Origin of the sequence: Hydrosulfovibrio ferrireducens, assembly GCF_046883345.1 — a bacterium.
GTDB lineage: Bacteria > Desulfobacterota > Desulfobulbia > Desulfobulbales > Desulfurivibrionaceae > Thiovibrio > Thiovibrio ferrireducens.
This window is the reverse complement of sequence record NZ_JALKCW010000025.1, coordinates 283,007-298,295: the sequence shown is the minus strand read 5'-3', so window position 1 is coordinate 298,295 and position 15,289 is coordinate 283,007. Positions and strand designations below refer to the sequence as shown.

14 protein-coding genes are annotated in these 15,289 nt (G+C 60.7%); all 14 read left to right on the top strand.

Going from position 1 to position 15,289, the window contains the following annotated elements; all coding sequences use genetic code 11:
* The first annotated feature begins 13 nt into the window (after positions 1 to 13).
* The 14 genes from MWR57_RS13585 to MWR57_RS13520 all read left to right on the top strand — a co-directional run bounded on the left by MWR57_RS13585 (position 14) and on the right by MWR57_RS13520 (position 15,123).
* A complete protein-coding gene (locus MWR57_RS13585) occupies positions 14 to 193 on the top strand; it encodes a SlyX family protein (protein WP_423125364.1) in 180 nt (59 codons plus the stop codon).
* Complete coding sequence (locus MWR57_RS13580) at positions 190 to 1,536, top strand: DEAD/DEAH box helicase (RefSeq protein WP_423125363.1); 1,347 nt, start codon at positions 190 to 192, stop codon at positions 1,534 to 1,536. The genes MWR57_RS13585 and MWR57_RS13580 overlap by 4 nt, the downstream gene beginning before the upstream one ends.
* 123 nt (positions 1,537 to 1,659) lie before the next feature.
* The gene (locus tag MWR57_RS13575) at positions 1,660 to 3,183 is read left to right on the top strand and encodes an alginate export family protein (RefSeq protein ID WP_423125362.1); all 1,524 of its coding nucleotides are present in this window, start codon (positions 1,660 to 1,662) and stop codon (positions 3,181 to 3,183) included.
* 218 nt (positions 3,184 to 3,401) lie between these two features.
* On the top strand, positions 3,402 to 5,219 hold the full coding sequence (gene iorA, locus MWR57_RS13570) for an indolepyruvate ferredoxin oxidoreductase subunit alpha (RefSeq protein ID WP_423125361.1): 1,818 nt from the start codon (positions 3,402 to 3,404) through the stop codon (positions 5,217 to 5,219).
* Positions 5,219 to 5,803: an indolepyruvate oxidoreductase subunit beta gene (locus MWR57_RS13565; RefSeq protein WP_423125360.1), complete on the top strand. Its 585-nt coding sequence runs from the start codon at positions 5,219 to 5,221 to the stop codon at positions 5,801 to 5,803. The genes iorA and MWR57_RS13565 overlap by 1 nt, the downstream gene beginning before the upstream one ends.
* Before the next feature lie 107 nt (positions 5,804 to 5,910).
* Positions 5,911 to 7,212, top strand: a complete 1,302-nt coding sequence (locus MWR57_RS13560) for a phenylacetate--CoA ligase family protein (RefSeq protein WP_423125359.1) — start codon at positions 5,911 to 5,913, stop codon at positions 7,210 to 7,212.
* Between the two features lie 14 nt (positions 7,213 to 7,226).
* Positions 7,227 to 7,658, top strand: a complete 432-nt coding sequence (locus MWR57_RS13555) for an ACT domain-containing protein (RefSeq protein ID WP_423125358.1) — start codon at positions 7,227 to 7,229, stop codon at positions 7,656 to 7,658.
* 64 nt (positions 7,659 to 7,722) lie between these two features.
* Entirely contained in the window at positions 7,723 to 8,868 is a 1,146-nt protein-coding gene (locus tag MWR57_RS13550) for an ABC transporter substrate-binding protein (RefSeq protein ID WP_423125357.1), read from the top strand.
* 107 nt (positions 8,869 to 8,975) lie between these two features.
* On the top strand, positions 8,976 to 9,866 hold the full coding sequence (locus MWR57_RS13545) for a branched-chain amino acid ABC transporter permease (protein ID WP_423125356.1): 891 nt from the start codon (positions 8,976 to 8,978) through the stop codon (positions 9,864 to 9,866).
* Positions 9,867 to 9,868: 2 nt separating this feature from the next.
* Entirely contained in the window at positions 9,869 to 10,924 is a 1,056-nt protein-coding gene (locus MWR57_RS13540) for a branched-chain amino acid ABC transporter permease (RefSeq protein ID WP_423125355.1), read from the top strand.
* The gene (locus MWR57_RS13535) at positions 10,924 to 11,685 is read left to right on the top strand and encodes an ABC transporter ATP-binding protein (protein WP_423125354.1); all 762 of its coding nucleotides are present in this window, start codon (positions 10,924 to 10,926) and stop codon (positions 11,683 to 11,685) included. The genes MWR57_RS13540 and MWR57_RS13535 overlap by 1 nt, the downstream gene beginning before the upstream one ends.
* Positions 11,678 to 12,403, top strand: a complete 726-nt coding sequence (locus MWR57_RS13530) for an ABC transporter ATP-binding protein (protein ID WP_423125353.1) — start codon at positions 11,678 to 11,680, stop codon at positions 12,401 to 12,403. The genes MWR57_RS13535 and MWR57_RS13530 overlap by 8 nt, the downstream gene beginning before the upstream one ends.
* Positions 12,404 to 12,415: 12 nt before the next feature.
* Positions 12,416 to 13,714, top strand: a complete 1,299-nt coding sequence (locus MWR57_RS13525) for a phenylacetate--CoA ligase family protein (protein ID WP_423125352.1) — start codon at positions 12,416 to 12,418, stop codon at positions 13,712 to 13,714.
* 230 nt (positions 13,715 to 13,944) lie between these two features.
* Positions 13,945 to 15,123: a pyridoxal phosphate-dependent aminotransferase gene (locus tag MWR57_RS13520; protein WP_423125351.1), complete on the top strand. Its 1,179-nt coding sequence runs from the start codon at positions 13,945 to 13,947 to the stop codon at positions 15,121 to 15,123.
* The last annotated feature ends 166 nt before the right edge of the window (positions 15,124 to 15,289 follow it).

The window sequence follows — 15,289 nt, the reverse complement described above, 5'->3', positions numbered from 1 at the left end:
GTAAGGACACCCCATGGAACACCGGATCATCGAACTGGAAACCCGGCTGGCCTTCCAGGAAATCGCCCTGGAAGAGCTGAACAGCGCCCTCATCAGTCAGCAGGCCCAGCTTGACGCGGTGGAAAAGGAATGCAGCCGCCTGGCCAATCTGCTGGCCGAAACCCTTGCCCCCCGTGACACGGACCACCCATGACCGAGTTCACCCTCACCGTCGGGGCGCAAGCCTGTCTGCGCGGCGCCTCGCCCACCCTGGCCGAGGCGCTCAAGCAGCAATTGACCATCGACAACCCCGAATATCTTGAGGCCAAGAAATACAGCCGCTGGATGGGCAAGAAGCTCAAGCCCCATTTGTATTTCTATACCGAGCGCCACGACACCCTCACCTTTCCGCGCGGCTACGCCAACCACGCCATCCTCCTGGCCCGGAAATTCATGCGCCAGGACCCCAAGATCATCGACCAGCGGCAGAGCTGCGCCCCGGTGGACTTCACATTCCTCGGGGAGCTGCGGTCCTACCAGGAGGAGGCCATCAACGCCATAACCCGCCACGACTTCGGGGTGCTGGAGGCGGGCACCGGCTCGGGCAAGACGATAATCGCCCTGGCGGTGATCGCCAAACGGCGCCAGCCCACCCTGGTGCTGGTCCACACCAAGGAACTGCTCTACCAGTGGGTGGAACGGGCCAGAACCTTCCTGGGCGTGGAAGCGGGGATGATCGGCGACGGAAATTTCTCCCTGGCCCCCATCACCATTGCCATTGTCAATTCGGCCCGCAACCGGCTGGCCGAATTGCCCGCCCATTTCGGCCAGCTCTGCGTGGACGAATGCCACCGGGTTCCGGCCTCGCTCTTCACCGAGGTGGTCTCCGCTTTCGACTGCCGCTACCTGCTGGGCCTTTCCGCCACCGCCTTCCGTCGGGACGGCCTAACCAAGCTGATCTATATGTCCTTGGGCGACCGGGCCTTCAAGGTGGAGAGCCACGACCTGCACGAAAGCGGCGCCATCCTCAAGCCGGAATACATCCAGCGGGCCACGGAGTTTCGCTATGTCTACCGGGGCAACTACCAGGCCCTGATGAAATCGCTCACCACCAACGCCGCGAGAAACCAGCTCATTGTCGAGGACATCCTCAAGGAACGCGGGGCCTCGCCGGGCACCATCCTGGTGGTCAGCGACCGGGTCAAGCATTGCGAGGAGCTGGCCGCGCTCCTGAAAAAACACGACTGCCCCAGCGCGGTGCTCACCGGCAAGCTCCCGGCGGAACAGCGCACCGGTCTGGTGGAATCCATCCGCCAGGGCGAGGTCAAGGTGCTGATCTCCACGGTGCAGCTCATCGGCGAAGGCTTTGACTGCCCGGACCTTGCCACCCTGTTTCTCACCACCCCCATAAAATTCACCGGCCGCCTCCTCCAGGTGGTGGGGAGGGTGCTGCGCCCGGCCCACGACAAGCAGGCACGGGTCTACGATTATGTGGATCCGGTGGGCGTGCTTTCCTCCTCGGCCCAGAGCCGCTGGCTCACCTTCCAAAAAGACTGACCTCTCTTTTTTTACCCTTTGCAAATTCTTTTTTCCCATGTTAGAAAACCATTTTTTTCGGGGATGAATACCCATTCAGTTTCTTGTCAACTGTTCAATTTTCTGGAAGAAATGAAGGAGAAAATGATCAAGAAGATTTCAACCGTGGCCCTGGCAACCCTGATCTGCCTGCCCACCCTGGCCTCTGCCGGAGCAGGCAGCAGCACCGACCGGGTAGCTGACCTGGAAAAGCAGATGGCGGACATGAACAAGGCGTTCAACGCCCAGATGCAGGCGATGAAGGATGAGATCGCCGCGCTCAAGACCAAGAACGCCGAGATGGGCAAGGAAGTTGCCTCCACCAGCGACGCGGTGAAAAAGAGCTTTGACTCCGCCGAGTGGACCAAAAAGGTCACGGTGGGCGGCCAGTTGACCTTCCGCGGCTATGACATCCAGAACGTCTGGGATTTCAACGACAACGCCGACGGCGACAACCGTAGCCTCTTCCGCACCAAAGGCAGCCTCTGGGCCGACTTCAAGCCCACGGACGATGTCACCGCCCGCATCCAGCTCACCAACCAGAGCTGGGGTGAGGGAGTGACGTATACCGCCAGCAACCCCACCAACGATACGGCTCTGGACAACAACAGCAACAAGGCCTTCCTGGACAACGCCTACGTCAACGTGAAGAACATTTTGGGCCTCCCGGTGGAAGGCACCTTCGGCCGCCAGAACCTGATCTACGGTTCTGGCTTCGTGGTCCTGGACGGTCAATCCCAGTTTGCCTCCACCTCCATCTATTTTGACGGCGTCAAACTCCGCTGGCACATCACCGACCAGCTTATGCTGGACGGTCTCTACATGAAGGACCAGGAAAACAACGTGGCCAACAGCGTGAACGGCAACGCAGGCGACGATCAGACCCTGTCCGGCTTCTACCTGACCAACAAGAAATGCGCCATCACCGGCATGCAGCAAGAGATCTACGCCCTGAACCGGCATGATGAAGCAATCAAGAAGGATATCTGGATGTATGGCCTCCGTCTTTCCGACAAGCTGGCCAACGGCATCGACTACTCCCTGGAAGCTGCCCTGCAGACCGGGGATGCCAACGCCACCCAGGATCAGGACGCTTGGGGCACCAAGCTTGAGGCCGGATACACCTTCAAGGATCTTGGCTGGAAGCCCCGCTTCTACGCCCAGTATGCCTTCATGAGCGGCGACGACTCCAGTTCCGCCGGAGACAACGAACAGTGGGATGTCTACTACGGCGGCTGGCCGCAGTGGGGCGACCTTTTGGCTTGGAAGTATCTCAATATCGGCGGGGGCAACTCCCTGAACAATGTCTATGGCAGCTATGATGCGCAAAGCAACGTGGTCGGCGAGGCGGTCTACTCCAATCTCCAGATTGCCGGACTCGGCGCCAGCGTCAAGCCCATCGATGCAGTAACCCTCGGCATTTCCTACTCCAAGCTCACCTTTGACGAAACCGCTGCCGGGATTGACGATGATTTCGGCGATTACTACCAGGCCTCGGCCAAGTACCAGTACAACAAGTACCTGAGCTTCTCCCTCTACGGCGCTCTGCTCGCGCCTGGTGACGCGTTCAACAACACCCCGAAAGACGACGCCACCGAAGCCTACTGGGAGGCTGAATTCAAGTTCTAGCCGCGAGGCTGGACAGGTCACACCGGGGGCAGCGCTTTTTTGCTGCCCCTTTTTTTTTCAGTCAAACAGCCGCCAAGCCCTTGTCCCGGCACACTTTTTCAACATCGTTGAAGGATGAGGAAATCCGTGGTAAAAAGCCCCTGTTGTTCCCCGGACGCTACTATCTGACAACCGACAGTTTCTCTTTGAACCGCTTTGTAAGGATTGAGGAATACCCTGTGACCCAAAAAGACCCTGCTGCAGAAAAACTCTGGTTTTCCGGCAACGAGGCCTTGGCCCTCGGAGCCTTTGAGGCCTCGGTGAAGGTGGCCTCCGGCTACCCCGGCACCCCGTCCACCGAGATCCTGGAAAATCTCGCCAACTACAAATCCGTCTACAGCGAGTGGGCGCCCAACGAGAAGGTGGCCCTTGAGGTCGCCATCGGCGCTTCCTTTGCCGGGGTGCGGGCTCTCTCCACCATGAAGCATGTAGGCCTCAACGTGGCAGCGGACCCGCTCTTCACCGCCTCCTACACCGGGGTGCGCGGCGGCCTGGTAATCGTGGTGGCGGACGATCCTTCCATGTACAGCTCCCAAAACGAGCAGGACAGCCGCAATTACGCCTACGCGGCCAAACTGCCCATGCTGGAGCCGGCCGATCCCTCCGAGGCCAAGGATTTTTTGAAGCTCGCCTACCGGATCAGCGAACAGTTCGACACCCCGGTCCTGCTGCGTAGCTGCACCAGGGTTGCCCACGTCAAGGGCGTGGTCACCAGGGGCGCAATCGAAAAGCCGACCCTTACCCCCGGCCTGGAAAAGAACCCGGCCAAGCTGGTTATGCTGCCGGCCCATGCCAGGGGCCGCCGAATCGCCATCGGCGAAAGGCAGCAGAAACTGGCCGAATTCGGCGAGACCCTGGCGGAAAACCGCCTGGAACTGGGCGATACGAAAAAAGGCTTCATCGCTGCGGGCACCAGTTATCTCTATGCCAAGGAGGCCTTTCCCGAGGCCTCTTTCCTGAAAATCGCCATGGTCAATCCGCTGCCGGAAAAGATGATCCGCGACTTCGCCTCCCAGGTGGAGACCCTCTACATCATCGAAGACCTCGACCCCTTCATCGAGATGCGGGTCAAGGCCATGGGCATCGCCTGCCACGGCAAAGACCTGGTCCCGGCCATCGGCGAGCTCTCCCCCTCGGTGGTCAAAAAGGCGATCACCGGCGAGGCCGGAGCTGCCACCTTTGCCCCGGCGGAGCTGCCGCCCAGGCCGCCCAACATGTGCGCCGGCTGCCCGCACCGGGGACTGTTTTACAATCTGAACCGGCTCAAGGTCTTTGTTTCCGGCGATATCGGCTGCTACACCCTGGGCGCCCTGCCGCCGCTTTCGGCCATGGACACCTGTGTCTGCATGGGCGCCAGCATCGGCATTGCCCACGGCATGGCCAAGGCGCTGGGCGAGGAGGGGTTGGGCAAGGCAGTGGCCGTAATCGGCGACTCCACCTTCATCCACTCCGGAATCAACAGCCTGATCAACACCGTCTACAACAAGAGCTATTCCACGGTGATCATCCTGGACAACCGGATCACCGGCATGACCGGCCAGCAGCCCAACCCGGCCTCCGGCTCCACCATCATGGGCGAACCGGCCAATGCCATCGATTTTCCGGAGCTGTGCCGGGCCATCGGGGTCAAGCATGTGCGCACGGTCAACCCCCACGACATCGAGGCCACCTTTGCGGTGCTCAAGGAAGAGATCGAGCGGGACGAGCCCTCGGTGGTGATCACCCGCTTCCCCTGCGTGCTGACCCCGGCGGAAAAGAAACGGCCCAAGACCTCCTTTACCAGCAAGATCGAAAACTGCACCGGCTGCACCATGTGCCTGCGGTTGGGCTGCCCGGCCATCAACTGGGTCCCGCTCTCGCCGGAAGAGGCCAAGGGTATGGGCAAGAAGGAAAAACAAAAAGGCTATGCCCTGATCAACGAGACCACCTGCATCGGCTGCGGCCAGTGCCTTTCCCTCTGCAAATTCGAAGCGATCGGCACCGGGGAGGGCAAATAATGAAAGAGCACGGAAACATCCATTTTTGCGGGGTTGGCGGCCAGGGCATTTTGCTGGCCAGCGAGCTCACCGCCCATGCCCTGCTGGCTGGGGGCTTCGACGTCAAAAAAAGCGAGGTGCACGGCATGGCCCAGCGCGGCGGCTCGGTGGAGGCGCATCTGCGCTTCGGCACCGACAAGGTCTACTCGCCACTCATCGAGCCGGGCACGGTGGACATCATGCTCGCCTTCGAGATGATGGAGGCGGTACGCTACCTGCCTCTTCTCAACGCCAAGAGCACGGTAATCGTCAACACCCAGAAGATCGCCCCGCCCGCAGTGGCCACCGGCAAGATGACCTACCCGGACCAGTGCCTCGATGAACTGACCAGCCGATCCATCACCGTGGTGCCGGTGGATGCATTCGCCATCGCCCGGAAGGTGGGCAACCTCAAGGCGGTGAACGTGGCCCTGGTGGGGGTGCTCTCCCGCTATCTGCCCATGAACGAAGCAACCTGGGTGGAGGTGATCAAGAAACGGCTACCCCCCAAGATTCTTGACGTCAATCTGCAGGCCTTCCAAGAGGGCCGCAAGGCAGGACAATAAGCAAGGCAAAAGGCACAAGGTTCAAGGTGCAATGGGAAGGACGCGAACATCCTCATCCTTTGGCCTTCAGCCTTTCTCCTTTCACCTTTTTTTCAAGGAAAAACGCAATGATCTGGAACGAGGAATACGAAACCCTGCCGCGCGAGGCCCTGGAAGCCCTGCAACTGAAACGGCTCAAGGCCCAGGTGGCGCGGGTCCACGCCACGGTTGCCTATTACCGTAAAAAGATGGAAGACGCCGGGGTCACCCCGGACGATATCCAAACCCTGGCCGATATCCGCCTGCTGCCCTTCACCACCAAGGAAGACCTGCGCAAGAACTACCCCTTCGGCCTGTTCACCGTGCCCATGGAAAAGGTGGTCCGCATCCACGCCTCCTCGGGCACTACGGGGAAACCCACGGTGGTGGGCTACACCAAGCGCGACATCGAGATGTGGGCCGAGCTGATGACCCGGACCTTGTCCGCCGCCGGGGTGCACAGCGGCGATATCGTGCATAACGCCTACGGCTATGGGTTGTTCACCGGGGGCTTGGGCGCCCACTACGGCGCCGAGAACCTGGGCGCCGCGGTCATCCCCATCTCCGGGGGCAACACCAAGCGCCAGATCCAGATCATGCAGGACTTCGGCTCCACCGTTTTGCTCTCCACCCCCTCCTACGCCCTGAACATCGCCGACGCCATGGCCGACCAGGGCATTGATCCGGCCACCCTCAAGCTGCGGGTGGGGGTCTTCGGGGCCGAGCCCTGGAGCGAGGCGATGCGCGAGGAGATCGAGCAGCGGCTCAAGATCAAGGCCATCGACATCTACGGCCTCTCCGAGGTCATGGGCCCGGGGGTTGCGGCCGAATGCATCGAGGAGCAGAAGGGATTGCACATCATGGAGGATCATTTCCTGCCCGAGATCGTCGATCCGGACACCTTTGCCCCCCTGCCTTTGGGCGAGGCGGGCGAGCTGGTCTTCACCACCCTGACCAAGGAGGCCTTCCCGGTCATCCGCTACCGGACCAAGGACATCTCCCGGCTGATCCCCGATGTCTGCTCCTGCGGTCGCACCTTCTACCGGATACCCAAGATCACCGGGCGCACCGACGACATGCTGATCATCCGGGGGGTCAACGTCTTCCCCTCCCAGATCGAAGAGGTGATCATGGGCGTGGAAGGGGTGGAGCCGCATTACCAGATCGTGGTCGAGCGGGAAGGCTCTCTCGACAAGATCGAGGTTCAGGTGGAGGTGAGCGAGGCGATCTTCTCCGACGAGGTCAAATCCCTGGAAAAACTCAGCAAGAAGCTGCAGACCGAGATCAAGGATCTGCTGGGCATCTCCTGCACCATCAAGCTGGTGGAGCCAAAAACCATCCAACGCAGCGAAGGCAAGGCCAAACGGGTCATCGACAACCGTAAGATCTGAGGGAGGGGTACACCATGAAGGTAAAACAGATTGCGATCTTCCTGGAAAACAAGTCGGGCCGTCTGGCCGACATCAGCCACACTTTGGCGGAAAACGCCATCAACATCCGGGCGCTGTCCCTGGCGGACACCGCTGATTTCGGCATTCTGCGGCTGGTGGTCAACGACACCAACAAGGCTCAGCAGGTTTTGAAGGAAAACGGCTTCACCGTGGGGATCACCGAGGTGCTGGTCGTCGAGGTGCCGGACAAGCCCGGCGCCCTGGACTGCATCCTCCAGGTGGTGCGCAAGGCCGGACTCAACGTGGAATACATGTACGCCTTCACCAAGAAAAGCGGCGAGTCCGGCATGCTCCTGTTCCGCTTCGACGATCAGGACGCGGCGGTGGAGGTCTTCCAGAAGGCGGGCTGCCGGTTATTGAGCGACGACGAGGTCCACGCCCTGTAAGCACACAATCAGGGGCCGAAATGCCTCTTTGGGAAATTCCATCACTTATCATGAGGAGAAAAAGGTGAAACGATCATTTACAGTTGTCATCATGCTCGCGGCCTCGCTGGCCCTGTCGGTTTCCCTGGCTGTAGCCGAAACGATCAAGGTGGGCGCCATTCTGGCGGTAACCGGCCCGGCCTCGTTTTTGGGCGGCCCCGAGGCGCGGACCCTGGAAATGCTGGCCGAGGAGCTCAATGCCAAGGGCGGGATCAACGGCAACAAGATCGAACTGGTGATCAAGGACTCCGGCGGCAACCCGGAAAAAGCCATCTCCTTTGCCAAGCAGCTCATCGAAGAGGAAAAAGTCTTCGCCATCATCGGCCCCTCCACCAGCGGCGAAACCCTCAAGATCAAACAGATCTGCGAAGCCGGGAAAACCATCCTCCTCTCCTGCGCCGCAGCCGAACAGATCGTCGAGCCGGTGGCCAAGTATGTGTTCAAAACCCCCCAGAAAGACAGCCATGTGGTCCATGCGATCTTCGAGAACATGAAGAGCGCCAAGATCAGCAAGGTGGCGGTGCTGGCCAGCAACACCGGCTTCGGCCAGGCAGGCAAGGGCCAGATCGAGAAGCAGGCTCCGGAGTACGGCATCCGGGTTCTGGCCACCGAGGTGTATGACAGCAAAGCCACCGACCTTTCCGCCATTGTGGCCAAACTGGCCGCCAACAAGGAGATTCAGGCAGTGATCAACTGGTCCGTGGAACCGGCCCAGGCCATCGTGCTCAAGAACATCCGTCAGGCCGGCTGGAACGTGCCCATCTACCAGAGCCACGGCTTCGGCAACATCAAATACGTCCAGGCCGCGGGCGCTGCCGCCGAGGGGGTCATCTTTCCGGCCGGCCGCCTGCTCATCGCCGACAAACTGGCGGACAAGCATCCCCAGAAGGCGGTGCTGACCAGCTACACCAAGAACTACGAAGCGAAATTCAAGGAAGAGGTGAGCACCTTCGGCGGCCATGGCTACGATGCCTTCAAGATCCTCTGCCGCGGCATCGAAGTGGCCGGGACCAACCGGGAAAAGGTGCGTGACGCCATTGAAAACCTGAAAGGCTTTGTCGGCACCGCCGGAGTCTTCAACTTTTCCCCCACCGACCACAACGGCCTGGGCACCGATTCGGTGACCATGCTCACCGTCAAGGGCGGCAATTTCGTCGAATACAAGAAATAAATTTAGGATAAAGGACAAAGGTTAAAGGAGAAAGGCTGAAGACAAGGGGGAGGTCGGTATCTTCCTCCTTTCTCCTTTCTCCTTTTTCCTTTCGCCTGTTCTCAAAAATGACCCTCGAACTCTTCAGCCAATATCTGCTGGCCGGCGTCACCTACGGCATCATCTACGCCATCGTGGGCATCGGCTTCAATATCATCTACAACACCACCGGCATCATCAATTTCGCCCAGGGCGAGTTCGTGATGCTGGGCGGGATGACTGCCATCTCCCTCACCCAGTGGCTGCCGCTGCCTCTGGCCATCGGGGCGGCCGTGGTCGTGGTGATGCTCATCGGCGCCCTGGTGGAGATCCTTTTCATCCGCTGGCTGGATCGCCCCTCGGTGCTGCGGATGATCATCATCACCATCGGCATCTCCATCCTGATCCGCGAGGCTGCCCTGCATATCTGGGGGGATGGGGTGCGCTCGCTGCCCTATTTCGCGGGCAACGAGATCACCACCATCCAGGTGCTGGGCGCCCGGGTTTCGCCGCAGGTGCTCTGGGTGATCGGGGTCTGCGCGGTGATGGTCCTTGCCTTGAGCCTGTTTTTCAAATACACCCTCCAAGGCAAGAAGATGCAAGCCTGCGCCGCCAACCGGATGGCCGCGACCCTGTGCGGCATCAGCACCAAAAACATGGTCACCCTCTCCTTCATGCTCTCCGCCGGAATCGGCGCCCTGGCCGGCTGCGTGATGAGCCCCATCACCTACACTCAATACGATATCGGCACGGGTTTGGCGATCAAGGGGTTCACCGTGGCCATCCTCGGTGGGTTGGGCAGCAGCATGGCCGCGGTGACCGCAGGGCTCCTGCTCGGCCTGATCGAAGCCTTCAGCGTCAGCGTGGTGCCGCTGGCCTTTCAGGACGCCATTGCCATCACCCTTCTGCTGGCCATCCTCTTCTTCCGTCCGCATGGCCTGTTCGGCTCCAAGGACGCCGCGGGTCTGAAGGAGTTCTAGCCATGAAACGTCACCTGCCCCTGGCTTTGTTGGTGCTGACGGCGATTGGCGTTCAGCAGCTCACCCACGCCACCGGCACCGCCTTTTACCTGACCCCGCTGACCATGGCCGCCTATTATTCGCTGGTCATCGTCGGCCTCTGCCTGCTCATGGGCTATGCCGGACAGATCTCCCTCGGCCACGCAGGGTTTTTCGCCATCGGTGGCTATCTCTCCGCCATGCTCACCACCCGCGACCTGACCCCCTACCAGGACAATCCCGTCCTCGTGCTGCTGGACAAACTGGGGTGCACGGTCACCGGCCAGGACATGTTCGGCGGTGCCGTGCTCCATGTGCATCCCTGGGCGGCCTTTGCTTGCGCCATCCTGATCACCATTGCCGTGGCATATGGGATCGGCATCCCGGTGCTCAAGCTCAAGGGGCATTACCTGGCCATGGCCACCCTGGGTTTCGGCATCATCGTTTACCGGTTGGTTCTGGCCTCTCCCCTTTTCGGCGAGGCGGACGGCATCTCCGAGGTGCCGGCCTTTCCGCTCTTCCCGGGGCTTGCGGTGAGCGGCGGTTTTGAAAGCAGGGTGAGCAACTACTACCTTGCCTGGGGTATGGTGGCCTGCGCCATGTGGCTGCTCGCCAACCTGATCCACTCCCGGGTGGGCCGGGCGTTGCGCGCCATCCACGGAGCCGAGGACGCCACCAATGCCATGGGAGTAAACACCGCCCGTTACAAGCTCAATACCTTCGTGATCAGCGCGGTGCTCGCCGCCGTGGCCGGGATCTTTCTCACCCATTACAACGGCGGCATCGGTCCCTCCGAGGCGGGGATCATGAAGTCGGTGCGCTATGTGGCCATCGTGGCCATCGGCGGCATGGCCAACCTCTGGGGCGCCTTGGTCATGGGCTCGTTGCTCAACATCATGTCCCTGCGCGGGATGTTCGGTTCCTACGACGATGCGGTCTTCGGCCTTATCCTCATCGTGATCATGCTCTTCGCTCCCCGCGGCCTGCTCGGGCTTTCCCTGCCCCAAGGCCTCAAACGCCTGCTGAAGCGAGGTGAGTGATGCTGCTTGAAGTCAACAATCTGAACCGCCGCTTCGGCGGACTCCAGGCGGTGAGCGATGTCAATTTTTCCGTGCACCCCGGGATGATCAAGGCGGTGATCGGCCCCAACGGCGCGGGCAAGACCACGCTCTTCAACCTGATCTCCGGCGCCCTGCCGCCAAGCTCCGGCGCCATCCATTTCAAGGGCCTGCCCATCCATGGATTGCCGCCCTTCCGCATCGCCGAGCGCGGCATGGCCCGCACCTACCAGAATATCAAGCTTTGCCCCGGAATGACCGCTCTCGAAAACGTGATGATCGGCCGCCATTGCCGGAGCCGGGCCGGGTTCATCTCCGGAATGCTCAATCTGCCCTGGACCAGGCGGGAAGAAATAGCCATCCGCGAGAAGAGCCTTGAGCTGCTGGCCCTGCTCGACATCGCCGACCTGGCCGAGGTCGAAGCGACCAGCCTGGCCTTCGGCCAGCAACGGGCCGTGGAGTTCGCCCGCGCCCTGGCCATGGAACCGGAGCTGCTGCTCCTGGACGAACCGGCTGCCGGGCTCAACATCTACGAAACCGCCGAAGTGGCCCGGCTGATCAGCACCATCAACCAGCGCGGCATCACGGTCCTGCTGGTCGAACACGACATGTCCCTGGTTATGGATATCTCCCACGAAATCGTGGTGCTCTCCTTCGGCCAGAAGATCGCCGAGGGCACCCCCGCCGAGATCCAGCATAACAGCGAGGTGATCAAAATCTATCTGGGGGAAGACGATGCTTAGGATAAAAAATCTGGAGGCAGGCTACGGCAAGCTCCGGGTGCTCAAGCGCATCTCCCTGCACGTCAACCCCGGCGAGATCGTCACCCTCATCGGCGCCAACGGCGCGGGCAAGACCACCCTGCTTTCCACCATCACCGGGCTGGTCCGGGCAACGGCCGGCGAAATCGTCCTCAAGGGGCAGAACATCGAAACCCTCAAGGCCGAAAAAATCGTTTTCCGGGGCTGTTCGTTGGTGCCCGAGGGCAGGCAGGTTTTCGCCACCATGAGCGTGCGGGAAAACCTGGTCCTGGGCAGCTATGTGCAGCACCGGCAGGGAAAAGAGCAGTTGCGGGAAGGGATTGAATACATCTACGACCTCTTCCCGGTGCTGCGCGAACGCAAGGCTCAATTGGCCGGCACCCTTTCCGGCGGCGAGCAGCAGATGCTGGCCATGGGCAGGGCGCTCATGGCCAAACCCGCCCTGATCATGCTGGACGAACCCTCCACCGGCCTGGCCCCGCTGGTGGTGAAAAACATCTTCCGCATCATCGAACGGCTGCGGGAAGAGGGCAACACCGTGCTGCTCATCGAGCAGAATGCCAAGGCCGCCCTCAAGGTGGCGGATCGGGGCTATGTGCTGGAAACCGGCAAGATCATCCTCGAAGGCCAGGCGGACGAACTGCTGGCCAACCGGGATGTGCAGCGGGCCTATCTGGGAAGGGATGTGAAGGAAAATTAGCAGGAGGCGACCATGTACTGGGATGAGAAAAACGAATGCATGCCCCGCGAGGATCTCGGGCAACTCCAGCTTGAGCGGCTCCAGTCCACCCTCTACCGGGTGGCCACCCATGTGCCGTTCTACCGCCAGAAGTTCAAGGAACTCAAGGTCGACCCGGACGGCTTCCGTTCGCTTTCCGAGCTCACCAGCCTGCCCTTCACTACCAAGCAGGACCTGCGGGACAACTACCCCTACGGCCTGTTTGCCGTGCCGCTCCGGGATGTGGTCCGGGTCCATTCCTCCTCCGGCACCACCGGCCAGGCAACAGTGGTGGGCTACACCCAAAACGACCTCAAGACCTGGGCAAACCTCATCGCCCGGATTCTTACCGCCACCGGGGTGACCAACGATGACGTGGTGCAAATCGCCTTTGGCTACGGCCTGTTCACCGGCGGCTTCGGCATGCACTACGGGGCCGAACGGGTGGGCGCCTCGGTGATCCCCATATCGAGCGGCAACACCAAGCGGCAGATCCAGATCATGCAGGATTTCCGCACCACCGCCCTGATCTGCACCCCCAGCTATGCTCTGGTCCTGGCCGATGCCATGCAAGAGCTGGGGATCAACACCAGCTCGCTTAGCCTCAAATACGGGCTATTCGGCGGCGAGCCCTGGTCCGAGGCGATGCGCCAGGAGATTCAGAACAAACTCGGCATCATCGCCACCGACAACTACGGCCTCTCCGAGATCATGGGCCCGGGAGTGGCGGGCGAATGCCGGGAATGCAGCGGATTGCATCTTGCCGAGGACCATTTCCTCTTCGAGGTCATCAACCCCGAGACCCTGGACCCGGTCCGGCCCGGCGAGATCGGCGAGCTGGTGATCACCACCCTGACCAAGGAGGCCTTTCCGGTCATCCGCTACCGCACCCGCGACCTCACCCGGATCATCGAGGAGCCCTGCCCCTGCGGCCGCACCCTGCGGCGGATGCAGCGGGTCTTGGGCCGCACCGATGACATGCTGATCGTCAAGGGGGTGAACGTCTACCCCTCGCAGATCGAGCACATCCTCTTTGAGATCGAAGGAACCCGGCCCCATTACCAGATCGTGGTGGAGCGGGAGGGCAGGCTGGACAAGATCACCGTCCTGGTCGAGGTGGTGGAGTCGATCTTCTTCGACGAGATGAAAAAACAGCGGGAGATCATTGAAACGATCAAGCGCCAGCTCGCCTCGGAGCTGGGCATCGGCGTGGAGGTCAAGCTGGTGGAGGAAAAAACCCTGGAGCGCAGCGACGGCAAGGCGAAACGGGTGGTCGACAAACGGAAATTGTAATACACTGAAAAATTGCAACAAGGCTGGACCCCGGCATTCGCCGGGGTGACGATTCTTTTTACGAATCAAGCGATACTGTTGCTTCGGTGGTTAAATATCTAAACCGTCATTCCCGCGAAGGCGGGAATCCATGGGTGTGGATGCCCGACTAAGGCATTCGGGCATGACGTATTTACTCGCCGGGTCAATAACAAACAACTTTGCGTTACAACTCTTTCAAGGTGAACCCCATGGCCATCTCCCAAAAAATGCTCGCTTTCGCGGAACGCTCCTCCTGGATCCGCAAAATGTTCGAGGAAGGCGCAAAACTCAAGGCCCAATACGGCGCGGACCAGGTCTGCGATTTCAGCCTCGGCAACCCCGACCTGCCGCCGCCCGCCCAATATCAGGAGGCAGTACGCAAGGTGACTGCGGCGGAAGGCCCTGGCAGCCACGGCTACATGGCCAACAACGGCTACCCCTTTGTCCGGGAGGCGGTGGCAAAACAGATCGGCGCCGAACAGGGCATGGCCGTGGGCCAGGACGATATCTTGATGACCGTGGGCGCGGCCGGGGCCATCAACGTGACCATGAAAGCCCTGCTCGACCCGGGCGACGAGGTGATAATCCTCGCCCCCTTCTTTGTCGAATACAACTTCTATGTGGACAACCACGGCGGGGCAACGAAGATCGTCAACACCGCGCAGGATTTCAGCCTGGACCTGGCAGCCATCGAGGCGGCCATCACGTCCAAAACCAAGGCAATCATCATCAACAGCCCCAACAACCCCACCGGCCAGATCTATTCGTCCGCGGAGCTTGCCGGACTGGCCGAAGTGCTCAAAAAAGCCCCGCAGACCGTCTACCTGATCAGTGACGAACCCTACCGCAAGATCGTCTACGACAATCATACCGTGCCCAGCATCTTTGCCGCCTACCCCAACAGCCTCATCGTTTCTTCCTATTCCAAGGATCTCTCCCTGCCCGGCGAGCGCATCGGCTACATCGCGGTGCATCCTGAAATCGAGGGCAAAGCCCAGTTGCTCGGAGCCATGACCCTGGCCAACCGGATTCTGGGCTTTGTCAATGCCCCGGCTCTGATGCAGCGGGTGGTTGCGGAGCTGCAGGGAATCACGGTGGACACCAGTATCTATACCCGCCGCCGCGAGCTGTTCTGCAAGGTGCTGAGCGAGGCTGGCTACGAGTTTGTCCCGCCCAAGGGCGCCTTCTACATGTTCCCCAAATCGCCCATCGGTGACGATGCCCAGTTTGTCGGGCTGCTGGCCGAGGAGAAGATTTTGGGCGTGCCGGGGAGGGGCTTTGGGATGCCGGGTTATTTCCGCCTTGCCTTCTGCGTGGAGGATGCGGTGATCAGCCGCTCCGCCGAGGGTTTCAAAAAGGCATTGGCCAAGGCCAAGACTCTGGCCTAACAGAGCAGAAGGACAACCCCCTTCGACAGGCTCAGGCCGAACGGAAAAAATCAATCATCAGTAGTAAAAAAATCCGCTCCTCCTGAGCCCTTCGGCAATCTCAGGAGAGCCCTGCCGAAGGATCGTCATGCCACCTTGGTGGCAAACAAAATAAAGCATCACATCG